Here is a 26,452-nt window from a genome sequence, read left to right on the forward strand (position 1 = left end):
AGTTTTTTATTTACCAATATTAATGTGTATGTACGTTCTTATTTCCCATTCTCTACCATTTGGAAATCCTACAGGACTAACAATTGGCGAGTTTGCAAATTCTGCTGCTTGATTTGGTGAGTAGCGTGGAGAATTTGCGTCCATAGAACGCCATGTTCCTCTAATTCCTATTTGTGTACTTGGTAATATAAACCAGTCTGGTTTTCCTAAGGTAGTAGACACATCAAGCATTAATTGCACAGGATATGTTAAGTTGAAATCACGATGATAATCAAATGGTCCCCAATCATTAAGTTTAACTTGAGATGTAACCTTAAAATTCTTGTATAGCATTCTTATATCTCCTCCAAAGCGATCAATAGTTCTTTGAGAATCACCATTTGCTTGACCATTTCCGTAGTAGAAATTACCTATAATTCCAATATCTGGACTCAATTTTGAAACAATACGTGTATGCGCTTCCCATAAATCTTCAGCTGGTGCTGATTCGCCAAAGGCAAAAAATGAACGATTTGCTAGGAAACCAATGTGTGCATCTTGTGTTGTTGGTAAACGTTTGTATACAAATCCTGCACTTACGGCAAGTTTCGCATCTTCTGCTCTATCATTGTCCCACTCGTACATCCATGAACCTGGAGTAGGATCGAATGTTACTAACATTTCATAACCATAAGTTTCTCTATTTCCTCCTCTTACAGCAAATGGATCGTCAATTACATTTCTTAATCGTCCAGGTGCAAATACTCCATTTGGCATAGGATCTACCAATGGTTTTTGGTATAAGAAGTTAGGAGCTATTTGTAAGTTTCCTAGTAAATAAGTAAATCCAGAAAGGAAATTAGTCATGTTACCACTTCCAGAATCTTTAAGTCTCCAACCAGTAAATGTTCTGGTTTGATCTACTCCTCCATTGGCTACTAAGCCCATGTAAGAACCTTGCGCATACCAATTGAATTTACCTCCTTGATATTCTATTTTAGCTTTAGCTCCCCAAGTGTCGCTACTTTGTACTTTATCGACTAAAATTAGGTCTCTTCTTTCTTCATATACTTGGAAAGAACTACCTTTTAATGGGTTACCTCCCCAAATTCCTCCGACTGTTATACCAAATTTTCCAAAATCTTTTTCTACAACTAACGTTGCTCTTTCTGTTGGCCAAGCTGGAATAATACCACTTCGTAGTTGATTTGCATCTAATACACGTCTACCATTTTCGTCAAATTCAAGATCTGTATTAAAGTCTCTGTGATATACTCCTGTTAGTCCCCAGCCTTTAATGTTTTTAGAATATTTAAAAAGCATTGTAGGGTTTGCTCCCCACCATAATTGTGGTCCAAATGCTGCCTTAAGACCTTCTAAGTCTCCTTTAGCATCAAACTCTACTCCTAAAATTTCTCCATTATATATATCTAAGTTAGGTCCGTAATTGGCTTCTGGATAAAGGTTAAAAAAGTCACCTTCATATGCCCAATGGTAATGTCCAGTACGATAGAAACCTCTTAAATCGAATTTTTTATGATTCCATTCAAACTCAGCTTGATAGACACGTAATCTATTAAAGTCTGCTATTTCCACATCTATATCATTTCCGCCATCAACTCCGGCTACCGTAATTGGTCTTCCAACATTTTCATAGAAAATTTCATCAATAGGGTTTTCTGCAACATTTCCTAGAACATTAAATTTCACCTCTGCTCTCATTCCTGGTGCAGGATTACCTTCAACTCCTATGTAGTAAGATTGCATATGATCAAACCCTAATTGGTTTGGAAATACATTAGCGTTAGGATCTTCTGTATCTGGTGTTGTAATAAGACTTCCGCCAGTATTGAATGTTGTAAATTCTGCGCGTAATTGACTTATACGTATTTTTTCATTTCCTCCAATAGCAGCTTTATCGCCTCTAGCTCTTAAGACTGCATCCATTAGATTTATATTTTTGAAATAATTGTCTACAAAATCGGCATCAACACCTTCCGCGTACGGATTTAAATTGTGTGCTTCCTTTAGTGCGTAATATGCAGCTCTTGGGTATAGTGTGTATAATCCTCTTGAATTGGTTGGTCCTTTGGCACAAATACCAAACCACTCTTCGTTCATATTGTTTGCTCCTGGAAATGCTTCGTCAATCTTATAACCTCCAGCATTCCAAGTAGATTCTGTTTGATGTGTATCGGCATCTTTTCTGTCATCAAAGCCAGCTTTCCACCAACCATCACTAAACTGAAATGTAAAACCTCCAATAGAGTTTTTCGCTCCTCCTACTCCAGCAGCATTATCATATATTTCTTTCCAGTTTTTAACCATGTAATGCGCTTGCATTTTTTGGTCTTCTGCGTTCTCAATTGCATTATATGCATCTGAACCAAACTCAGTAAACATGATTGGCTTACCAAATTCTTTTTTAACACGTGTAAAAGCATCTCCAAAAGATTCACCTCTATACATATTTGTTCCGTAAATGTCTACATCTTTACATTCCTCAGCAATGATGCTCATAAATAGTAAATCACCATTACATATTGCTACTGGATGATTAGGATCTATTTCTTTCATTGCTTTCGCCGCTTCATTCATCAACCTATACATAGGTCTACCTCTTAATTCTCCAACGGCATCAATTTTTTCTTGTCCATCAGGGAAATCTTCAGTTTCTGCTCCTTGCCAAAACAAACCATAGTTGTTTTCATTACCTATAAGGTACATTATGATACCTGGTGTGTTCTTGTAATCAGTTACCATTTTTTTGATTTCTCCTAACAGTAATTCTTGTGTGCGAGGATCTTTATAATCTGTAATCGGAGTCCATACACCATCTATAGTTAAACCATATCTACCAAATGAATCATTTAGCATGGTGTAAACACCATAGTTTTCATATATGTATTTAACCCATTTAGCAGGAACACCTGTATATTGACGAATTACATTGACATTCATGTTCTGTAAAAGAGACATTTCAGCATCTAATCCGGCTTTAATAATATCATCAGATTTTTTGTAGAATTCGGCGTTGATAACATTTGTTCCAATTGGCACATAATCCCAATTCATCCCATTAATCATAAATGGCTTGCCATCTACAATTAATTTTGATCCTTCATCGTTATTTTCAACATATACCTTTTTTTCTTGTGAAAGAACTGATGAAACTATGAAGAAGAATACTAGTATTACGATATTTTTTTTCATCTGTTTATATTTATTGTTTTTTATCTGTCAGATAGTATATTCATTGCCCTATGTGACTCATTGTTATAAAAGAATCATAATCCCTTTTACTAAAATATTTTATTGAGACACACCCAAATTAATTGTGAGTACTAGAAATTTGGGTGTGATTTTGTTTTATTCTCTAACTAGTTTGAAAGACCAGTAACCTGTTGTTCCAAAAGCTATATCTATTTCTAATGTATTACCATCACTTGATAAGTCTGCCAAGTACGTAATTGAACTTGGAGCATCTCCAGGTGCGGCTAATTCACCAGCATTGTTCACTTTTGCTAATCCTAAGAATCCTCCTGTTCCATCTATTGTTATGGTTCCTGCACCTGCATCGTACGTATAGGTAGCAGCAGCTGTTCCGTCATGCGGGAAAACTGGTGTAGCACAACCTTCAGGGTCATTACCTTGCCAAGCTTCTACCCAAGTATCAGCTCCTAATACATTTTGGAATGTTCCGTCTGCATTGAATACATACGTATCGTCAAATAAACATGCTCTAGTTGTTACATCATCTGATGAACTAGCCCACCATGATACATCGTCTAATGCTGGTCCAACACCTAAGGCTCCAGCTTCAGGAGCTAGTTTCCATGCTCCTTGAATACCAGTTGGAACTACATCTTTTACTAATTTGAACGACCAGTAACCTGTGGTACCAAAAGCTATATCTAATTCTAGTGTGTTTCCATCGGCAGATAATTCAGCTAAATATGTAATTGAACTTGGAGCATCACCAGGCGCTGCTAATTCGCCAGCATTGTTCACTTTTGCTAATCCTAAGAATGCTCCAGTACCGTCAATTGTTAAAGTTCCTGCGCTTGCATTATAATCGTATGTTGCTGAAGCTGTTCCATCGTGTGGGAAAACTGGCGCAGCACAACCTTCTGGGTCATTTCCTTGCCAAGCTTCTACCCAAGTGTCAGCTCCTAAAACGTTTTGGAATGTTCCATCAGCGTTGAATACATATTCATCATCAAATAAACATGCTCTAGTTGTTACATCATCTGATGAACTAGACCACCATGATACGTCGTTTAATGCTGGTCCAACACCTAACGCTCCTGATTCTGGCGCTAATCTCCAAGTACCTTCTAATGCAGAAGGAGCTGGTGGTGCGTCTTTTACTAATTTAAATGACCAGAAACCTGTTGTTCCAAAAGCTATATCTAATTCTAATGTATTTGCGTCTACAAGTGTTGCTATGTATGTAATTGAAGTTGGAGCGTCACCTGGCGAAGCTAATTCACCATCGTTATTCACTTTTGCTAAACCTAAAAATGCTCCAGTACCGTCAATTGTTAAAGTTCCTGCACCTGAATTGTATGCATATGTAGCAGCAGCTGTTCCATCATGAGGGAAAACTGGTGTCCCACAAGCTTCCGGATCTGTTCCTTGCCAAGCTTCTACCCAAGTATCAGCTCCTAATACATTTTGGAATGTTCCATCAGCATTGAATACATATTCATCATCAAATAAGCAAGCTCTAGTTGCAACATCATCTAATGAGCTAGACCACCAAGACACATCGTCTAAAGCTGGCCCAACACCTAATGCTCCAGCTTCAGGAGCTAATCTCCATGTTCCTACTAAAGGATTGTCACTTGGAGCTGGTTCATCTGGAACGATAACTACAGTATATTCTTTTGTTATGCTAACATCGTCTCTACCTGGTAAAGATGCAGTAACCATAATTGTATACGTTGCGGTTTCTTCAGGATAGGTATATATTACCATTGGTCCACTTGTTTCAAATACATCTGAACCATCAGTAGCTGCACCAAAGTCAACAGTATATACTATTCTACCATCTGGTGGAACTGTAGAAGGCAAAACTCCTACTTCATTTCCTTCAGCATTTAATGCTGCTGTTACAAAATCTAAACCTGCAATGATATTTAAATCATCATCTTGGTTACAAGAAACCGTAATACCTAAAACAAGTACTAACAGCATCATTAATCCGCTTTTTAATATTTTCATTTCTCTATATTTAGTGTTTAACATCTTTTTTTTTAATATCCTGGGTTTTGTCCCCAACGCTCTTGCGCATTAGCTAATTGTAATTCTATAAGTGGAATTGGGAAAACTTCATTTTTGTTTACTTGAAAACCTTCTATTGTAGAGGCTGCTTTGTTTGTTCTAACAAGATCGTAGAAACGATGTCCTTCTCCTGCTAACTCTTTACGTCTTTCTGTGTAGATTACTTCTAATATGTCTCCTTCAGCCGCAGTATAATCATGACTATTGTCACCATAAGCTCTTGCTCTTACTTGGTTTAAATAATTTTCAGCATTTGGACCTCCACTTTCAGCCTCAGCCTCAGCTGCCATTAATAATACATCTGCATAACGTATAGAACGGTAGTTTTGCGCATAGTTTAATGGATCTGAAGAAAGGTTTCTATTCCCTTTTCTAGGCATATATTTTAAATTGAAAAGTCCGGTGTCGTCACGTCCTTGTGAGTAGCTGTCTTGTGCATCTCTTAAATCGTAAAAAGTTACATCTCTTCTTGCATCTCCGTCTTCGAATAAGTCATATAATTCTTGTGAAGGCAAGCAGAATCCCCAACCAGCTTCATAATCTGGATTGTCGTAAGGCGATCTTGGTCCGCAAAATTTAGGGAAGTATGTTCCTTGGCTACATGTTATACATGACCAACTTGCGCCTTCTACACCTGTGTATTGAATTTCAAATACAGATTCTGTACCATTTTCTCCTACGTTGTCAAAAAGTACTGAGTAATCACTTCCTGTAGTTAGGCTGTATTGATTACCAGAAATAACTTGATTTAATACGCTAGATGCATCTCCAAATTTTGATTGGTCATACGTACCATGATATAAGTACACTTTTCCTAATAATGCTTGCGCAGCTCCTTTTGTTACTTTATATGGTAAGTCTTGTGTTACTGGTAAGTTTAGGATTGCTTCCTTTAAATCTTCTTCTATTACTTGATACGCTGTAGCAATGTCAGCAATTCTAGTCATGCCAAATTCATCTTCAGCAATGACGCGTGCATCCATGATTCTTAAAACTCCGTTACGTTCTTCTGTCTTTAAAGGAATGTTTCCAAAGTTTTTAACTAATTCAAACGTAAAGTATGCTCTTAAGAAGTATGCTTCTGCAACTACTTGATCGCGTCCAGCAAAGTCTGTTTTATCTTTGAACTCTAATAGATAGTTAGCTCTGTTTAAACCTGCATACATTAAGCCCCAAATATCTCTTAATTGATTTTCATCAGAAGGAGTTTGCGACATAAGGTTTATGTTTTGTAACGTAGGCTGATCAAAATTAAATGAATCGCCACCAGCTGCATAATCATCTGAAGCTACAATACCTGTCAAAACATTCCAAAATGTTGCTTGTAATAAGTCATAAGCACCAATTAAAGCGCTATTGTATTCTTCTGCAGAGTTGAAAAAGTTATCTGCATTTGAACCTGCTGGTTCAACTTCTACAAAATCATCACTACATCCCGTAAAATGGAAACAAGTAATGGTTAATAAAATTAATACTATTTTTTTCATCTGTTGGTTATTTTTTAGGTCAGATGGAATTTGCCAATTATCATTTAGAGTAGCCTCTAAACTTGTCATGGCTAATTTCATGACGATTAAAAGTTTAAATTAATTCCTAATAAGTATGATGATGCTACTGGATAAAAACCTTTATCGATTCCTCCTCCTAAAGGAGCACCTGTATTTGCTGAAGGATCGTAACCCAAATAATCAGTAATAGTTAATAAGTTATTTCCTGAAACATATATTCTAAGTTTATCGATTCCGAAACTAGAATTGAAGCCATCGCCAAATGTGTATCCTACTTGTACATTTTGTAATCGTAAGAATGAAGCATCTTCTACAAAAAAGTCTGAAAAGACGTCTGTATTTACTGAAGCTCCAGAGCTTGCTCTTGGTACAAAGTTACTTGTCCCAGATCCTTGCCAACGCTCTAACATATAGACTCCTCTGTTAGCATATAAATCTTTACGCTCATAATCTCTCACCATATCATTACCGATAGATGCAAAGGCATTGGCACTAAAATCTATGTTTTTATAGGTAAAACCAATATTTAATCCCATCGTAATGTTTGGTATCGGATCACCAATATTTGTTCTATCTTCTGGTGTTATTTCGCCATCTCCGTTGGTATCTACAAATCTTAAATCTCCAGGAACAATATCACCTACAGTACTGTACGTACCAGAAGGAGCTGTTGCGTTTAAAGCATCAATTTCAGCTTGGGTTTGATATAAACCATTTGTTTGATATCCGTAGTAATGTCCTAATGGTAATCCAGGTATCATACGTGTAACATCTGTGATTCCTAATCCTACTCCAAAATCTCCGCCTACAGGAGGAATCCTTCCATTTAAAGATACAACTTCATTTTCTATTGTTGTAAAATTAAAGCCGATGTTAAATTTAAAATCATCAGAAATGTTGTCATTGTAATTTATTACAAATTCAAAACCTTTGTTTTCAACCGTACCTGCATTCACAATTGGAGAGGCAGATCCTGGTGCTGTAGTACCAAGAACCGCAGAAGCTTGTGGTCTTATTAATAAATCTTTTGTTTGTTTACGATATATATCTGCTGATAAGCTTAATTTACTATCTAGTAATCGTACATCAACACCAATATTTGCAGTTTCTTGCTCTTCCCATTTTAGATTTGGGTTTCCTAATTCTCCTGGCGCACTACCAAAAACTAATCCGCTGATATCTGTAATATTTCCTGGATCAATAGTAGCCTGTCCGTTTAATCTTGTAATGTATGCGAAACTTGGAATTTTGTCGTTACCAATAATACCGTAACTTCCTCTTAATTTTAAGCTGTTTAACCAAGTAACCTCTTCTAAAAATGATTCTTCAGTAACATTCCATCCAATAGAACCTGATGGGAAGTACCCAACATTGTTATCATCTACAGAAGAGAATTGAGAAGATACATCTCTACGTAGTACTAGAGATAATAGGTATTTTTCTTTGTAATTGTATTGTAGTCTTGTAAAAAGTGAAGATAAACGTACATCGAACCATTCTGCACCATTTTCGACTGCTGCATCGTTGAAACGTGGTTCTACAACCATTCCTATGTCGTTAATAGATTGACCTTCTTGGTTTGTTCCTGTTTCTGTTGCTCCAGTAAAACCATAAAAGAATCCTTTGTTTCTATATAATGATGTTCCTAAAAGTACTGTAAGATTGTGTGTGTCATTAAAAGTGTTGTCGTATGAAATGTAATTATCCCAAGTAAAATCATCATAATCAGCTCCAAAATCAACAATAAAATTACTAATATTATCATCATTTATATCACCAAAATTGGCAGCTTTACCATTTCCATAAAATACTTCTGGTCTAAAAACGTCATCACGCACATTGGCATGATTGATTTGAAATTTAGAACTTGCTTTAAAGTTCTTTAAAAACGTATAATCTAACCCTATTACAGCACTAAATTTAGATACTCTACTAGTATTAAAGGTATTTTCTATCTGTGCTACTGGATTAATAATTTCAATTTGAGAAATATCATTTGCAAGTGCAAAAGCGCCATTTTCATCTCTTACAGACATTGTTGGATTTATATTTACCGCATTATACAATACTGCTCCAATTCCGCCTTCTTGAAGGTTTTGTTTTTCTGATATTGTATGCAATCCGTTTGCTGTAAGTTTTAAATTATCTAAAATATCATATTGATAATTTATTCTAGCAGTTAATCGTTCGAAGTTATTTTTACTACCACCAACAATACCGTCTTGATTTAGATATGAAATACCAAATCCGTAAGCAGATTTTTCAGTACCTCCACTACCACTAAAGTTGACATTGCTAATGCTTGCATTTTCAAAAACTTCGTCTTGCCAATCTGTTCCTTGGCTAGGATATACAAAAAACTCTGTATTATCTGCTGCATCATTTACATAAATAGCAAAATCTCTTGCAGTAAGTAAATCTATTTTACTACTTGTAGTTTGAAAACCAGTATATGTATCAAATTGGAATTTTAATTCTGTATTTGCTTTTCCAGATTTTGTTGTTATTAAGATAACTCCATTTGCCGCCTGAACTCCATAAATACCGGCAGTAGCATCTTTTAATACATTTATAGTTTTAATATCGTTTGGATTTATAACTGATAAATCTGTTATTCTATTTCCATCTACTAATATTAAAGGAGCGTTATCACCGTTTGTAGTAATACCACGTATTCTAATATTAGATCCACTACCAGGTGAACCTGAATTGGAAGTTACATTTACACCGGCAACTTGACCTTGCAGTGCTTGCTCTACCCTAACTGGATTTAGTTTTTCAATTGCTTTTGCATCAATAATGCTTACAGCACCTGTAACTTCTTTCTTTTTTTGAGTTCCATACCCAATTACAACAACAGATTCTAATGACTCTGAATCTTCCTTCATTGTAATGGTTAGTTCATTGTTTGAAGTAACTACAACCTCTTGAGGTGTATATCCAATAGAAGTAAATACTAGTGTACTTCCTGTAGGTACATTTTTTAAAGAAAATAATCCATCAAAGTCTGTAGCTGTTCCTTGATTGGTACCTTTTATTAGTACGTTTACGCCTGGGAGCGGCATGTTGGTTCCTTCCTCCAGCACTTTTCCTTTAATTTCAAAGTTTTGCCCGTAGCTCCAAATTGAGGAGAGCATAAGTGCAAGGATGATTAAATAGCGGTTCATATAGTTGATTTTTTGTTGAACACAATGTATTCACTATTGTTAACGAATCCTTAAAAAACACCTATACAAAAAACATACATGTTATTTTTTTTACACTTCTATTGCATAATTAGCAGCTTAAGCCCTTTAACTGTACGTTATTCGTAACTGTGAAAAATTTAAAAAAAAAGAGCTACTGAAGCCTAAAATAAGGCACTACAACGTTGTTGTTGTGGTAATGTTGTAGTGTTTTTTTAAAATGTTATGGTATTTTTTAATATGCTGTAACCGTGTATGCCTATATTTTCTTTCCTAGGTTCTATTTAGGTTAACTTTATAGTATTATTAATTTAAAACTTTAAATCATGAAAAAATCAGTAAAGAGATTAAATTTAAACAAAAGATCTATTTTAAAATTAAATGAGCTTCCTGCTATTAATGGAGGACTTAGAGCTCCAATTGAAGAGCGTTCAGGTCAACAAGGGTGTGGAGGCGCAAAAACGCAGCCAGAATGCCCAACTACTATTACAGCATAGTCTTTAAATAGTTTTAAAAAACTTTGTTTAATAAGCTACAATGCAAAATGTATTGTAGCTTATTTTTTTGTTGTTATTTAATAATGATAGAATTATAAGTTTAAGAAATAATCATTCAGATTGATCTCACGTGCAAGACTGATCTTTTTACGTAAGCGATAACGCTTTATTTCTACACTTCTCACAGAAATATTTAATAAAGGTGCAATTTCTTTGGAAGAAAGGTTTAAACGCAAGTATGCACATAAACGAAGATCGTTTGCTGTAAGTTGCGGATGTAGCTCTTTTACCTTTTTAAAGAAATCCTTGTCTGCATGATTGAAGGCTTCTTCAAAAAACTTCCAATCTTCTGCATTGTTAATGTTCTTATCAATTAATCGAATTACTGGTTTTACACCTTGCGTATCTGTTTTTTGTTTTTGCAATTCTTGTTTGATACTGTTTAATGTCTCATTCTTTTTAATCATGTTCATGGTTGCAATTGCCAATTCACGATTTTTAGATTCAATATCTGTATTTAATTGAGTGTTTTTTAGTTGAATGATTTCTTTTTGCGCTTCTAATTCTTTTAAAGCCAATTCACGAGTTTTCTTTTCTAGTAAGCGTTCACGTTGCTTTTTGTAATACCTTTTATAGAAACTATTGATTGCAGTAAACAATAAAACGGTTAAAATAACATATATAGCAATAGCTAAATTTGATAAATACCAAGGTCTGTTTATTGTAAATGCATACACTGCGGTATTTGCTGTAGTTTGGTTGTTGATGCGTGCGCGTACTTTAAATTCATAACTTCCATGTGGTAAGTTTTCAAAAGAAATGTCCGATTTTGTACTCCACTCACTCCATTCATTATATAAACCTTCTAACTTGTATGAATATTCAGAAACTTCGTATTTGTTATAAGCTGGAATGCTATACATAAACGCTAGGAAGTTTTCTTTGGCATTAAATTCTTGATCTTCAACTTGTAAAGCAACTTTATGATGACCACCTGCAAGCGAACCATTGATTACTGAATTAATTTTGATTTCATATTCTTTAGAATTGATATTGGCTAAATCGATTGTAATGTAACCATTGGAAGTTCCTAAGAGATAGTTTTTACCTGTAAGATGCGATATGTTTTCATACCCTTTCATTTCATTACGCAACGATTGTGGAATGGCAATTCGTTGTACTTTAAAATTACCGTCAAGCCTTTCTTTTGTCACATAATTGATGTAATTATTTGTAAAAGCCCATAAATATCCAACATTATCTACAATGAGCCTTCCCGAAGTATAGTCGTCATTTTCAAAGATGGAACTTAATATTTCATCTTTCTGAAAGCTATTTGTAGTTTCATCAAATCTAAATATTCCATTTTTATTGGCTTGGTATATATTTCCATCAAATTGAACCAAACTTGTGTTTGCACTTTTTTGAATCGTAGTATTTTTGGTAAACTTTGTTACTTCTCTATGATTTTCATCTAGCGTAAGCTCATACACTCCTTTATATTCATGATTCATCAAGATTTTTGTTGGTGTTGCCCATTCAAAATGCTTAGATGAAATATGGAATCCTTTCAGTTTATAATCCAACTTCCAAACATTATTTTGCTTATTTAGCACATACAAACCGTCATAATTTCCTTGAATGATTTGATTTTGCTTTCCAGGAATAGTTTTTATATCCCAAGTACCTTGAATAGCAGCTATTCGTTCTTGTTCTCCTTTTTTTATGAGAAACGTTCCAGAATCATGCCCACAAAATAATTCATTATTAATAACACGTAAACACCAAACTTGCCCTTTTGTGCCTTCTATAAATTTAAAATCTTCTCTACTACTTGCTTGTTTATAAAATAACCCTTGATTTGTACCTAAATACAAATATCCTTCGTGAATTACAGAAGCATAAATAGTACCTATGCGACCAATTTGATCGGCAAAGTATTTAAAAGGTTCTTTTGTATTGATACAGTTAATTCCGTTATCCAAACCAGTCCAAACATTTCCGTTACTATCTTCAAATAGTGAAAGTGCTGTATTATCGCCCAAACCGCTAGATTGGTCTATTCGGTAGCGGAATTCACCATCTGCAGAAATATGATAAATACCTTTGGCTATTGTTCCTAATACATAACTACCATCAGATAATTGTATACTAGTATAGATACTTTTTTGATTGTATTTTTCTTGATATGGAAATTGAATCGCCGTTAGTCCATCTTCATCAAAAGTAAACCAGCCAGCATCACGCGTAACAATTATTTTTTGATTTCCTCTCGGAAAGAGTCCTACAATCCTACTCTTGCGTAAAATGGCATTATCGCTTACAAGTCTTTTCGCGCCATTTTCTATACTATACAAACCTTCATCAAGTACTTGAAAGAACAATTCGTCTTCAACCTTATATAGTTTTGTAATTATACGGTCTGCACTTATTATTTTTAGCGAATTATCAATAGTATCATAAATATAAATTCGATCTAAAGATTGAAAAAGCACCCATTTATCCAGTTCAATAATTTGCCAAAACTGTTCGTCTTCTTCCATTTCAACCTTCAACTCATCCGTCAATGATACATATTCCAAAGTACCTGTATCATTGCGTTTCCAATATCCGAAGTTCATATAACAACCTGTATACACGCGGTCATCAATTACTTTTACCGAACGCATAATGGTTTCGTTTGGAGATTTGTACAATTTCCATTGCGCACCATTAAATTCTAATAAACCTTTGTTGTTTGCTACATAAATACAATCATCATCAGATTGCGAGATCATCCAGTTTTGGTTGTCCGCTTTGTATATTTTGGGTGTGTAGTTAATAATAGGAGGTAATTCCTGTGCAAAGGAAAAACTTAAAAAGAATACTAAGAATACATTAATTAGGGTTCGCAAAAATGAATTGGTTTGGGTTTGAGTCTAAATTTAGTATTATTTTTTTGATTTTAATAGTTTATGTACTGTATAATCTTTCTAAAATAATCATTAGTCTACTATATTTATATACAAAACATAAAGTTCATCATACAAACTACAAGTGAATATAATAACAAAAAGCTCGTCTTACTAGAAAACGAGCTTTTGTGGTTATAGAAATTGTTTATACAATATTATAAAGTAGCTGCTATTTTTTCACAGCAGTCTAATGTTTCTTGTACGTGCTGCAATGTTGTTCTTGGGTTTATTAAACACATTCGCAATACAACTTGTCCTTGCAATACCGTTGTTACTAACAATGCTTCAACAGAACCAATGACTTGTTTTGATATTTCTTGGTTCAACGCATCCAATTTCTTTTCTGAGAAGTTTTTCCCAATAGGATTGTATCTAAAATTAATAACAGCCAAAGTTGCTGGAGAAATTACTTCCCACTTAGCACTTTTTCGCAATATACCTTCTACTTTTTCTGCTAGTTCTAAATTGTATTGTACCGCAGCTTTAAATGAATTTAGCCCAAATGTTTTGACAGACATATAAAATTTTAAAGCTCTAAAACGACGTGTTAACTGAATTCCATGATCGTAGAAGTTGATCTCAGATTCATTTCCTTCTACATCGCGTAAATATTCTGGTTTTTCAGTAAACGTTTCGCTCAACCATTTGTGATTCTTCACTATCAAGCAACCCATTTCATACGGTTGGTAAAACCATTTGTGCGGATCTACCGTTAAAGAATCTGCTTTTTCTATTCCTTTTAGTAATTCTTTTCCGTGTGTTCCTAATATAGCTGCACCACCATACGCACCATCCACATGCATCCACATATCTTCTGTTTTGCATATATCGGCAATGGTGTCTAACGGATCTACTGTTCCTGTATTAGTCGTTCCCGCGGAAGCGATAATACAGAAAGGATGCAAACCTTCTAACCGATCTTTTGCAATAGCATTTTTAAGTTTGTTCACTGCCATTTTAAATTCGATGTCAGTAGGAATAATTCGAATTTGTTCTTTCTTAAAACCTAATACTCGAATTGCTTTTATGTTTGAGGAATGTGCTTGATCGGATAAGTAAATCACCGCTTTTGAAAAATCATCGCCACATTTTACTCTTCTAGCCGTTACCAAAGCAGTTAAGTTTGCCATAGAACCGCCACTTGTAAACAAGCCACCTCCTTTTTCAGTTGGAAATCCAAACATTTCAACCAGCCAACCTATCGTTATAATCTCCAACTCTGCGGCGGCAGGAGATGCTGCCCAACCGCCAGAAAATATATTGAAACCAGTAGCCAATGTATCTGCCATTGTACTAATATAATTGCTTGGTCCTGGCACAAACGAATATGATTTAGGGTGTGAAACTATCGTGCTATTTGGCATAATTTTTTCCATCACATCATTTAACACAGCTTGCGCATTTGTAGCTTCCAAAGGAACTTCTTCCATTAATAATGCTTCCATATCTTTTCGAGAAGCCATTGCTACAGGATTTTTCTCTTCTTGCGTATCAAAATGCGCTACAATATGATCTATAATTTGATATCCGTATTCACGCATTTCCTCTTTTGAGAGACTCAATGTCGCGTTAATTACGTTCTTCATTTTTTGTCTATTTTTCTTTTTTGAAATCTTTTGCAAAAGTACTTAAAAGAAGTAACTTTTTACTCTTAAGATACTGAATAAGTTCCCCAATTACCGATATGAAACAAATTGTTTTGAAACTGTTTGTTTATTGTATTACAAAAAACGTTTTTACAATCTCATTTGTACTAAAAGAGATACAAACACTAGTGTTTAAGTTTGTTTTGAGAAGCCCGTGTTGAATTTGATTCAGTATCTTTGTAGCAAATATTATTTTTTATGAATGCACAAGAATTATTTCGTATTGTATATGATTTTTTGATATTTAAAAAATTTAGTGAAGAAACTGCAATTTACCTAAACTTAATCGCAGGTATTATAGCAGTTGCACTACTGGCTTTTATTTTAGATTATATCATGCGACGTTTGTTGATTGCGTTGGCACATCGCTTAGCACCAAAGACAAAGAGTAATTTTGACGATTTTCTGATCAAGAATAAAACGCCGAAAAATGTAGCGCATTTGTTTCCTGTGTTTTTGATTGAACAAGCGACTCCACACCTATTTCAACATTTCCCCAATTTTGAACATAGTTTTTTAATCGTGATCGATATTTTCTTGGTAATCCTTGTTATTAGAGTGATTCGTAGTATTCTAAATTCTTTACGCGATTTCTTAAAGACTTTAAATGCGTTTAAAGACAAACCGATTGATAGTTACATTCAAGTTTTTATGATTTTTGTGTGGTCGGTCGGAATTATTTTGTGTTTTTCCATCCTTACGGGAAAATCCATTATTGCGTTTGTGACGACTTTAGGAGCTTTATCGGCAGTTATTCTATTAATTTTTAGAGATACAATTCTTGGTTTTGTAGCAAGTATTCAAGTTGCCGTAAACGATATGGTTCGTATTGGCGATTGGATTACGATTGAAAAATACGGCGCCGATGGTGATGTAGTAGAAATTAGCTTGGCAACTGTAAAAGTGCAGAATTTTGATAAAACAATTACAACCATTCCAACCTATGCATTGATTTCGGATTCGTTTAAAAACTGGCGCGGAATGGACGAATCTGGCGGAAGACGTATAAAACGCGCTATTATTATCAAAGCACAAAGTATTCATTACGTAAGTGATAAAGAGATTAAATCTTTTAAGAAAATTCAGTTGATTTCTGAGTATTTAAAAGAACGTCAGGACACTATTTCGAAGTTCAATTCAGCACATGATATTGATAAATCATTACTAATAAACGGAAGAAATATGACCAATATTGGTGTGTTTCGTAAGTATGTGGAATCGTATTTACACACGCATCCTGCCATTAATAAAGATATGACTATTATGAGTCGTCAGTTGGCACAAACCCCACAAGGAATTCCGTTGGAAATTTATGCGTTTAGCACAGATAAAGTCTGGAAAAACTACGAATACATTATGGGCGATATCTTTGACCATTTGTTGGCAGCACTTCCTTACTTTAATTTGGAACTTTATGAATTGGCTATAGACTCACAAGGCTCTTAGATTGTTAGATTTTTAGACGCGCTTTGCTTTTGGATTTGTCGCTTTGCTCCTGTTGTTGGGTGTTGGGTGTTGGGTGTTGGGTGTTGGGTAAATTTACTTACTTCCAGTTTATTTCATAGTATAATAAACTATGTTGTGGGTTGGTCGCCTTGCTCCGTTGTCGGTTGTATTAGGTACTTCCAGTCTATTTCAAAATCTAAACTAGTAATTTTTTTATTGTTTACACTGAGCTTGTCGAAGCGTTGATTCGTTCTTTGTATATCGCTTCAAATTAACAGATAAACACTCCTAAAGCCGTCTCTTCGAGTGTTTTTTATTGTGCGAAGCTGACATAAAAAATGTATCGAGAAGTACTTTGAAACGAGAAATGTTGAATAATTAATAATTTTGAAATCATAGTACTTCTCGATACAACAAATCGGAGATTTGCCACTCGAAGTGACGTTTGAAACTTCTCAATACTCAATACTAATATCTCAATACTCTTTCTTTGAAACGTCATTACGAGGAAGCATGACGAAGTAATCTGTCTAAATCATAGCACAATTCATTTTTGAAACTACTTTTAAATTTAAAATTCAACATTTATAATTTAAAATTTCATTATCGTATCTTTGCAACACTGTTTGAAACAGCAAAAAAATGATTGATACCTTACCAAAAGATAAGAAGATTGTATTGTTTGACGGAGTTTGCAACTTATGCAACGGCTTTGTCGATAAGATCATTGCACATGATAAAAAGGATGTGTTTCGTTTTGCGTCTTTGCAGTCAGAAATTGGTGTCGCGATACAGGAACATTTGCAATTGGATACTTCCCAACTAGACTCTGTGATTTTGTATGTACCAGAAAAGACCTATTACCACAAATCTTCGGCAGCATTCCGTATTTTAAACGAATTTGGCGGCGCATGGAAGTTGTTGCAAGTCTTTCGTATTTTACCTAAATTCATTAATGATTTTGGGTATAATATCGTTGCCAAATACCGTTATAAGTGGTTTGGACAAAAAGATACTTGTAGAATGCCGACTGCTGCGGAACGTGGGAAGTTTTTATAATGCAACTCACATGGTATTTACCACATTTCTACAATAGAGTTCTATTTCTCAAAAATTAACTACGGTTTCTCCATCAAAAAGAAACTCATAAACCATATATCAATTATTGGAATACCATACAATATGATGTTATTACTTCAATAATACCACAAATCAATAGTTGAAATTACTAATCGATAGATCACTTTTTTTCTAGCGTTTAATTTTGTTGTAAATAAATAATAACCTATAAAAATTATTAACAATGAAAAAAAATAACAGCTGTATAGCAGCATTAATTTTAATCTCTTTTTTCTTTATTACAAGTTGTGAAAAAGGTGATTTAGCAGAGGAAGATTCAATAGTGACTACTGAAGTTGATGACGACTTAGATTTGTCAAAAGTAAAACCAAATGCTGTTTCTGAAACATACAAATTTGGTAAGACTATTGAAGAATTAGGAAAATCAAGGCCTACAACCTTAACAGCAACAACTCCTTGGAAACGAATTACAAAAAATGAGGTTAGAGCCGTAGGTATTGCAGATAATCAAGTATTTAACGTAGTTACTGATGAGTATTTTTCAGGCTACACAGGACCAAATTTTGGATTACCAATTAGTCATTGGGGAGTAGTGTCTGTTTCCTTAGGACCAAATAATTCAGATAAGTATGGATGGGGAAATTATTGGTCAGATATCAGTAATCCATCAACTCCAGAATTTCAATTTTATGGCCAAGGAGATGTAAGCCAAAATACTGGTTTCTCATTATGGAAAAGAGTTTCTGGTGTAAGTGCTCAAGTTCATCCAAATAATCATGCTGCTGGGCAAGTTTGGATTACAACTGCTCAGTCATCTTCTCACTCATTTACCGTTGAAGCAAGTTCTACTGTCACGGCTGGAGGTTCTATAGGAATACCATTTGTTGCCGAAGGTGAAGCTTCTGTAGCAGTTACTTTAGGAGCTTCTTATACATACACTAATGAAAAATCTTTTTCAGAAAATTTCTATTTTCCACAGGTACATGTTCCAAATGGAAAATCTGTTAGATATCAACTCGAAGAAAGATGGGTTCCAGTACAAACCGAGTGGAAATTTCCAATCAAATTTAGAGGAAATTATGCTGTAGGAATAGAGGTTGGTTTCGGACCTCACGGAGGTTATATGGATAAACGAAAGGTAAATGTTAATGCTTTTAATGATAATTATGCACAACCTGGAATGTATCATACCATTGTAGTAAAAGAGCACTTATCGCATGAATTCAGAGTAGCAGCTTATATTATTGATTAATGAAAATTGAAATACTACGCTCCAAAGTTTATATTTCATATCTAAAATCTGGCTAATCATTTTTAGTCAGATTTTTTTGTTTAACGATTTCTTGTATATCACTGAAAATCATTAAACAAAACCTATAAAAGTAAGATAAAACACTAAGATTTTTACGATATAACAGTAAGATATATACTCTGTATCCATCGTACATTTGAAAAGCCCAAAACAAATAAAGTGAATATTAAACCTACTAAAAGATTGTACTTATTATTACTATTTTTCTCTATATTAAATACTTATTCGCAAATAAGTACTAATGTAAATAGAATTGATAGTTTATTACGAGTTTTTAAAAGTGAGAAAAATGCAGTTTCTAAAATTAACATTTGTAATTTACTTTGTGAAGCCTACAGGAAAAAGAGCTTAGATACACTTATATTTTACAATGATCATTTAGTTGAGCTTTCTAAAAAAAATGATTATGAAAGAGGCATTGGTCTGTATCATTACCATCTAATTCATATTAATGAAGATTTAGGAAAAGATAGAGTCGAAACTGCAAAAAAAGCAGCTTCTATATTTTTAAAAGTTAAGGATACTGTATATTTCTTAAAGACTCAGTATTACTTAGCAAATGCCTTCATGAATCTTTCTAAGTATACAGAGGCTAAAGAAATAATCAATACAAGTTTACGATTAGCCATAAAGCAAAATTTAAATACCGAAACAGGAAGTTTTTTTCGCCTTTTAGGACTTATAAACTACTATGAAGGTAAACTTGATAATTCATTAAATCTATATAAAAAAGCACTGTTTTATTATGATAAAGACTCTTCAAATAACAAAAATAAATCAGAACTTTATCTGTATATGGCATTTATTTACACTGATTTAGGTGAACTCGATAAATCTATTGAGTATTTAGATTTAGCAAATACCAATGAAGAAAATGTAGATGTAAATATTGAAAAAGCGGTTGTTCTCAATAAAATGGGCAAACATAAAAAAGCTTTACGAATTTTACTAAATAATAGAAGTCCATCCATTTATAAACCTAAAAATGTAAATGACTATAATACCTATATCATAGCGGACACTTATTATCAATTGTATAAATATGATTTGGCTATCAAAAATTTAAAGTTAATTTCAAAAGGCAATCCTTTTTTTGAGTTCAATATTGAATATTATAATCTACTAGCAAATTGTTATTTAAAAATAAATCAATTAGAAAAAGCTAAATTTAATAATGACAAAGCGCTAAGCTTACTAGATTCTTCTAATGTTTCCAAAACAAAGCAATCTGTTTTTTTAACAAAATCTAAAATAGAAATAAAGAATAAAAATTTTGAGCAAGCACTTTATTTCCATAAAAAACAGGCTTCCTTAAAAGAAGCGTATGATGCTAAAATTAATGAGGATAAAGTTCGTGAGTTACAGGTAGATTTTGAAGTTACTGAAAAGGATAATAAAATAAAAAGTCTTCAAATTTCACAATTAAAAAAGGACATTAAAATTTCTAAGCAAAAAGATTATATCTTCATTATAACGTTTTCTCTTGTTATAACTTGTATACTCATATTCACTTTCATAAAAATCAATATTAATTCAAAAAAGAAAAATAATATTATAGCGAAAAATAATATTGATCTCGAAGATTCTATTAAAGAAAAAGAAATATTACTAAAAGAAATTCATCATAGAGTAAAGAATAATTTACAATTAGTAATGAGTTTGTTGTACATACAATCCAAACAAAAAGGATCTAATATGGATGACTTTTTAGATATAAGTCAAACTAGAATTGTTTCTATGGCACTTATTCATGAAAATTTATATCAAACCAATAACCTGAGTAAAGTAAATTTTAATGAATACGTAGAAAGTTTAAAAAAATCGATTCTTGCCTCAAATAAAAATCCAACACAAAATATTCAATTACAAACGAAAATTGGAAAAGTCTATTTTGATATTCAAACCGCAATTCCTCTAGGTTTAATTATTAATGAATTGATTAATAATGCCTACAAACACGCCTTCAAAGAACGAAAAAAAGGAATCATTGAATTAAACTTACAACATCTAAATGACACAGATTATCAACTTGAAATTAATGATAATGGCATCGGATTTTTTAATAATCAAACTTCAAAAACTACACTTGGTCTAGAATTAGTAAAGCAACTAGTTATACAAATAAAAGGAACATTAGATGTAAAAAATAACTTAGGAACCCAATATAAAATTCAATTTAAAAACTTAACCTTATCTTAAATGAGAAAACCTACCATTCTAGTCGTTGAAGATGAAGCTTTAATAGCTATGCATATAAAAACAATCTTAGAACAGCAGAGTTATAACGTATGTACCTGTAACTCTATTGAGAAAGCCATAATTTGTGTTGAAACACAATTTATATCACTAATATTAATAGATATTAATTTGAATACAAAAAAAGATGGAGTCGATCTTGGCAAATATCTATTAGAAAAAGATAGCGTACCTTATTTATACATCACTTCTTACACAAATAAAACAGTTCTTGACAGAGTTAATGAAACACGCCCATACGGCTATATTGTAAAGCCTTTTAAAGAAGTGGATATTACAAGTACTGTTTCTATTATTCTAAACAACTATAAGCATAGAGAAATAGATAGTAACAGAAGTGAGAATGCTACTGAAGATCATATTCCTTACAGATTAAGAGAAGTAATTAGTTATATAAATGAAAATATTCATGAAAAATTAAAAATTGAAGAACTTGCTTCAAAGACAACATGGAAAAGACATCATTTTATGAAACTTTTTACAAAATATTTACATGTATCACCTTATCAATATATTCTTTCTCGAAAAATTGAAAAATCGAAAGTGTTACTCGCAGAAACAAATATTCCTATTAACGAAATTGCTTTTGAGTTAGGTTTTAATAGCTACAGTAATTTTTGCAATGCATTCAAAAAAAACTCTAATATCACAGCCAAAGATTATAGGAACAGACAAAATCCAATTTGAATCCACGGTACAAAACATTTTTTTTCTTAAAATTTCATTATTTAAACCATTTACCCAAAAAATCTACACTTGGTATACTTTTCGCTAAAAAGTAAGAAACGCATTCTTTTTAGAGTTCTTGAAATAGTATTTTTATATCGTAAAAACCGAAAGAACATGAAAAAACATATAATAACAGCTCTTTGTCTTTTTGTAACACTGAGCACGTTCGCACAGAAAAAAGAAAAGATTAAAGGTAATAGAGAAGTCACAACGGTGATTTATGAAATTGATCCGTTTACAACTTTGGAAGTGAAAGAAGAACTCGAAATTGTCTTACTAAATGGCGAAACTCCAAAAGTAGAAGTGATTGCAGACGAAAACCTACACGAGATTTTTAATATTGATGTAATAGATGGAACACTGAGTATTTCTACCTCAAAACAAATTCGTAGTAGTAAGAAATTGGAAATTTACGTGACTATTTCTAAGGATTTAAAACGTATTCATGCAGAAAATGAAGCCGAATTCAAATCTGCCACTACTTTAACGATCGATAAAGCAGAGATTAATGTGATGGATAAAGCAGAAATGGATTTGAGAATTATGAGCGATTCCCTTGCAATTAACGGTTTTGGAAAAACAAAGCAACGCTATGAAATTACTACACGCGAATTAATTGTTACAGCTTTTGAAGATGCAGAGATTGAAGCGAATATAACTGCCTCCAAAGTAACTTCGCAAGTGGAATTTGGAGAAGTACAACTGAAAGGACAAACTGATGTATTGTACTTAGAAGTGAAAGAAAAAGGAGAATTCATCGCACATGAATTTACAGTTAAAGAAATCCACGTGACTGCTACCGAACAAGCAAAAGTAGTACTGAATTGCTCAGATAAGATTACGATTGATGCGCACGATCGTTCAGAAATTGACTTGTTAGGGAGTCCAAAATCCATAATAATGTATAAATTTGAAGAAGAAGCGGTTTTACGTAAGATTAGCGAAGCAAACAAAAGCTTTTTGAAGCGAATTTTTTAATCAATTCATCACCCAAAACCATGTACTAAACTTGATTTAGTATTGATTCAGGGTCTCATCAAAAAGTTTTTTATTACTGAAATGTAATGAAGCTATTTGTTTTTGAAGGAACAGATTACTTCGTCGTAAACTCCTCGTAAAGACGTATCTTTAGCACATATAAAATTACTGCTTACATGGACTTTTTCACCATCATGATTATTTTGATTACGCTCGTAGTCTTTGTGTTTATTGTGCTGATTTCGTTTGTATTGAAAAAATCGAAAGATGTAAAAACACAAGAATTTCTAGAAGAAGAACGCAAGAAACTGCGACAAACACTATTGAAGAAGCGTAAAAAACTCTTACCATACAAAGACGAATTGTATCTTCAAATCACAAATGCAATGACGTTTGAGCGTTTGGCAGAAGTTAGAAGCATCAATATAACTGGCTATTTATATACCAAACATCAAAAACCAATTGTAGCTTTTGAACGTGTAGAACGCGGCATGAATACAAAAGGACAATTAATTGCAATTACAAAGAAACAAGAGTTTGTGTACGAATTTCAAGGTTCAGATATTACACTGTTTTGCGATGATACTTTGTTAGGTTCTTGGGACAAATCAGGAATATTGTATGATGCGGATAAGAAACGAATTGGACACGCAAAACGTTCTGTAAATCAAGACAATGAATATGTATTGGTAATACATAAACGCGATATCGCAAGCATTAAAATTGCGCCATTGTATGATGCTGTTGAAAAGACTTCTTCTGTCTCACACATTTTTGAAGAGCTGAATTTGGGGACTTCACTCCTATCATTACATTGTTCTCCAAGTTTGAATGAAGAAAAATGGATCTTGCCATTGCTCATTTTTGAAATGGCTTTCTATGGAAATACGACCGTTAACTAAATGAAACTATCAGTTTACGCATTCATTGTTCCGTTTTATAGCTAGTTTTTGTAGTTTTAGTTCATCAAAATTAATCAAATTATGAAAAAAATATATCTATGTTGTTTGTTATGCTTTTCAGTCATGCTGAATTATGCACAAACACAAAATAACGATTCAGCTACAACAAAAACTTCCAAAACCATAGTGCCTTTTATAGACACATTGCAAGATGGAGAACAATTCACCATTCACTATTCATCAACAGGATGTTTTCATAATACAAAAGAAACGATGACATTTCAGCGAGAAAATAACACGTATTACGTTATTTTTAATGGTGAGAAAAAAGAACTTGATAGCAATTTTCTAAAAAAAACCAGAACTTTTGAAAAGCAACTGGCTAGACAAGGAAATTATGGTTGCACTACTGTAGATAGTTACCTAGTAACTTACAATAACGTAGAACGCATTGCAAATGACGGAAGTTGCTCTTGGAATGGTTATCGTAGATTAAAGAAATTGTTTGGATTTGCCTAATATGAATGAGCACGTCAACTTTTTACTAAAACAGTTGAATCAGTAGTTATAAGTCCTTTTTTAAGTTGTCTTCTATATTGTTTGATGGTTAATGTACTTCCATCATGACTCCAACCTGGCGGCGCAAAGACATACATAAACTTGTGATACCAATTCTTAGATTTCTTAACATCTTTCCATATATCTCTGTATTCATGTGTTAGTATGACCAAAGGATTATACGAATTTGGCGGATGTGTCACACCGTATTTGATTTTAATATTTTCATCAAGCGCTTTCCATGTTCCAAACATTTTATCGAAGATGTTTAAAAATCCACCATGATTTTTATCCATATATTCAATATTTTGAGAATGATGTACTTGATGCATCGTATGTGTATTGAATATTTTTTCTAAAATTCCTAATTTAGGCACGTATACCGAATGCAATTGAAATTGCCATAAAGCTTCAATTCCTAAGCAAACAATGAGCATTTCTGAAGGAAAACCAATCGCAGGAATCCACATATAAAAAAATGGCTTGTAGAAAATAGTAAACCAGCCATTTCGTACAGCAGTTCCTAAGTTAAATTGATCTGATGAATGGTGAACAACATGTGCAGCCCATAAAATACGAATGTTATGATTTTGTCTGTGAAACCAATAATAGCTAAAGTCATCTGCGAGTTGGCAAAGAAGCCAAACATACCAAGCATATCCAAACGATTCCCAACCCATAATATTGGTTCGAACACCGTCAATTATTGGATTAAATAATTCGTAAATAAAATTAAAGAGAACAATTGCTGCGATCGTTTTGGTTAAAGGCGCCAAAACAACGGAGCCAATTCCCATGGTAATGCTAGCTGCTAAATCTTTCGATTTATAAAGCTCTTTTTTTTCTTTCTTACCGTGTTTACTATAGGTATATTCTAATGCAATCAGTCCTAAAAAGCAAGGTACTCCGTATACAAGTGGGTTTGTAAAATCGATTTTTGTATTTTTTTCCAATATAGAGTAAAATCCTTACAATACAACTCTAAATGAAAAATAAATAAAAAACGCCAATCCAAAATAATGAATTGACGCTTTGATTTGCTTCCTAAAAATAACTAGCAAATGTTAGTAGTGATTTGGACAACAAAAACCGTTTGCACTACATGCCCAATTTGGTGGACAATCGGAATCTCTGTCACAATAAATCATAACTCCTCCGTTGATTTTTGCTTGTGTCTCTTTGCTTAATGTTTCTGCGTTTTGTACGCTTTTAATTTTTTTTAACATGATGTTAGTTTTTTGATGTGATTCCTACTCTATTATGGCTTTTCGGACAGCGCCATTAGTTTTTTGAAAGTAGGTATAAACATCAATACAAATGTAAGTCCCGATATATATTTACAAGTTATTGTAAAGGTTGACAAATTGAAATATAACGTAGACATCATCGCATTTAAAACCTTCTTTTAAAGGCTTATATAAGCAAATATTCACTTTTCTTAAATCAATTGATTATTAAATTGATTCTGTATTTAACAAAGGAGAAAACTTTATGAAGTTTGATGTTTAAACTTGCTTCTTTAACATATACCAATAAAAAACCATTATACATTTAAAGCGTATAATGGTTTTTATTTATATAACAATTAACGATAGGGAATTACTTTCCATACACATGCAATGTTGCCTTGCGTCTCGATAAATTTTTAGTATCGTAAATAAAGGTAATCTTTTTAATGATTCTGTTACGTCCTTTCAAATCAATAATACGTGAATCACTTCGTCTGTTAAAAGTATGTTTAAGTTTGATTTCTTCTGAAGTTCCATTTCCATAATGAACCACCATTCTATGCATGTTTAGTGATCCTTTGGTAACAACTAATTTCAATTTTTTAAACGTTCCTTCGTGTTTTCCAACGCGAATTACGTCTTTGTCTAGCTTATAGCTTACCTTTTTACTTCCTAGCTTCTCCCAAGTCTTAACGAATGATTCTGTATTTGTAGTCTCAAAACTTGACAATCCAATAAATAAAATGGCGCTTAAAATGAATGTTGCATATAATCTCATAGTATTCCTTTTTAAAGTTATCAATAAGTGTTTGTCTAGACGTTATTTGTAAGACCTACGAATTGAAAAAAGGTTTAATATGATGTTGGATTTATGATTTACGATTGTTGATTTACGATTGTTGATTTT

At 33.2% G+C, this 26,452-nt stretch carries 18 protein-coding genes; 9 read left to right on the forward strand and 9 right to left on the reverse strand.

Annotated elements, in window-relative coordinates:
* Positions 1–6: 6 nt before the first annotated feature.
* From ACRBBL_RS11245 to ACRBBL_RS11260, 4 genes are all read right to left on the reverse strand, one after another.
* Entirely contained in the window at positions 7–3,192 is a 3,186-nt protein-coding gene (locus ACRBBL_RS11245) for a glycoside hydrolase family 2 TIM barrel-domain containing protein (RefSeq protein ID WP_431369147.1), read from the reverse strand.
* 156 nt (positions 3,193–3,348) lie between these two features.
* Positions 3,349–5,205, reverse strand: coding sequence for a hypothetical protein (locus tag ACRBBL_RS11250; protein WP_431369148.1), 1,857 nt, complete (start codon positions 5,203–5,205; stop codon positions 3,349–3,351).
* Positions 5,206–5,237: 32 nt separating this feature from the next.
* On the reverse strand, positions 5,238–6,752 hold the full coding sequence (locus ACRBBL_RS11255) for a RagB/SusD family nutrient uptake outer membrane protein (RefSeq protein WP_431369149.1): 1,515 nt from the start codon (positions 6,750–6,752) through the stop codon (positions 5,238–5,240).
* Between the two features lie 86 nt (positions 6,753–6,838).
* On the reverse strand, positions 6,839–9,940 hold the full coding sequence (locus tag ACRBBL_RS11260; RefSeq protein WP_431369150.1) for a SusC/RagA family TonB-linked outer membrane protein: 3,102 nt from the start codon (positions 9,938–9,940) through the stop codon (positions 6,839–6,841).
* Between the two features lie 344 nt (positions 9,941–10,284).
* Between ACRBBL_RS11260 and ACRBBL_RS11265 the strand changes: the two genes are divergently transcribed.
* Complete coding sequence (locus ACRBBL_RS11265; RefSeq protein WP_431369151.1) at positions 10,285–10,455, forward strand: hypothetical protein; 171 nt, start codon at positions 10,285–10,287, stop codon at positions 10,453–10,455.
* A 92-nt stretch (positions 10,456–10,547) separates the two neighbouring features.
* Here ACRBBL_RS11265 and ACRBBL_RS11270 read toward each other — a convergent pair whose 3' ends face one another.
* Together ACRBBL_RS11270 and ACRBBL_RS11275 are read right to left on the reverse strand one after the other, a co-directional pair.
* A complete protein-coding gene (locus ACRBBL_RS11270) occupies positions 10,548–13,349 on the reverse strand; it encodes a triple tyrosine motif-containing protein (RefSeq protein ID WP_431369152.1) in 2,802 nt (933 codons plus the stop codon).
* A gap of 215 nt (positions 13,350–13,564) precedes the next feature.
* Positions 13,565–14,995, reverse strand: coding sequence for a pyridoxal phosphate-dependent decarboxylase family protein (locus ACRBBL_RS11275; protein ID WP_431369153.1), 1,431 nt, complete (start codon positions 14,993–14,995; stop codon positions 13,565–13,567).
* Positions 14,996–15,253: 258 nt separating this feature from the next.
* Here ACRBBL_RS11275 and ACRBBL_RS11280 point away from each other — a divergent pair, with 258 nt between their 5' ends.
* The 8 genes from ACRBBL_RS11280 to ACRBBL_RS11315 all read left to right on the forward strand — a co-directional run bounded on the left by ACRBBL_RS11280 (position 15,254) and on the right by ACRBBL_RS11315 (position 24,277).
* Positions 15,254–16,501, forward strand: a complete 1,248-nt coding sequence (locus ACRBBL_RS11280) for a mechanosensitive ion channel family protein (protein WP_431369154.1) — start codon at positions 15,254–15,256, stop codon at positions 16,499–16,501.
* A 642-nt stretch (positions 16,502–17,143) separates the two neighbouring features.
* The gene (locus tag ACRBBL_RS11285) at positions 17,144–17,560 is read left to right on the forward strand and encodes a thiol-disulfide oxidoreductase DCC family protein (RefSeq protein ID WP_431369155.1); all 417 of its coding nucleotides are present in this window, start codon (positions 17,144–17,146) and stop codon (positions 17,558–17,560) included.
* A 244-nt stretch (positions 17,561–17,804) separates the two neighbouring features.
* A complete protein-coding gene (locus ACRBBL_RS11290; protein WP_431369156.1) occupies positions 17,805–18,833 on the forward strand; it encodes a hypothetical protein in 1,029 nt (342 codons plus the stop codon).
* Between the two features lie 219 nt (positions 18,834–19,052).
* The gene (locus ACRBBL_RS11295) at positions 19,053–21,092 is read left to right on the forward strand and encodes a tetratricopeptide repeat-containing sensor histidine kinase (protein ID WP_431369157.1); all 2,040 of its coding nucleotides are present in this window, start codon (positions 19,053–19,055) and stop codon (positions 21,090–21,092) included.
* Complete coding sequence (locus ACRBBL_RS11300) at positions 21,093–21,836, forward strand: response regulator transcription factor (RefSeq protein ID WP_431369158.1); 744 nt, start codon at positions 21,093–21,095, stop codon at positions 21,834–21,836.
* 156 nt (positions 21,837–21,992) lie between these two features.
* Positions 21,993–22,856: a GIN domain-containing protein gene (locus ACRBBL_RS11305; RefSeq protein ID WP_431369159.1), complete on the forward strand. Its 864-nt coding sequence runs from the start codon at positions 21,993–21,995 to the stop codon at positions 22,854–22,856.
* Positions 22,857–23,032: 176 nt separating this feature from the next.
* A complete protein-coding gene (locus ACRBBL_RS11310) occupies positions 23,033–23,758 on the forward strand; it encodes a hypothetical protein (protein ID WP_431369160.1) in 726 nt (241 codons plus the stop codon).
* Positions 23,759–23,839: 81 nt separating this feature from the next.
* Complete coding sequence (locus tag ACRBBL_RS11315) at positions 23,840–24,277, forward strand: hypothetical protein (RefSeq protein ID WP_431369161.1); 438 nt, start codon at positions 23,840–23,842, stop codon at positions 24,275–24,277.
* Positions 24,278–24,291: 14 nt separating this feature from the next.
* Here the strand turns inward: ACRBBL_RS11315 and ACRBBL_RS11320 are convergent, their stop codons facing one another.
* The 3 genes from ACRBBL_RS11320 to ACRBBL_RS11330 form a co-directional block, all read right to left on the reverse strand.
* Positions 24,292–25,251, reverse strand: coding sequence for a sterol desaturase family protein (locus ACRBBL_RS11320; RefSeq protein ID WP_431369179.1), 960 nt, complete (start codon positions 25,249–25,251; stop codon positions 24,292–24,294).
* Positions 25,252–25,380: 129 nt separating this feature from the next.
* Positions 25,381–25,542: a hypothetical protein gene (locus ACRBBL_RS11325; protein ID WP_431369162.1), complete on the reverse strand. Its 162-nt coding sequence runs from the start codon at positions 25,540–25,542 to the stop codon at positions 25,381–25,383.
* Positions 25,543–25,915: 373 nt separating this feature from the next.
* Positions 25,916–26,323, reverse strand: coding sequence for a hypothetical protein (locus ACRBBL_RS11330; protein WP_431369163.1), 408 nt, complete (start codon positions 26,321–26,323; stop codon positions 25,916–25,918).
* Between the last annotated feature and the right edge of the window lie 129 nt (positions 26,324–26,452).

The organism is Kordia sp., assembly GCF_050633145.1.
Lineage (GTDB): Bacteria > Bacteroidota > Bacteroidia > Flavobacteriales > Flavobacteriaceae > Kordia.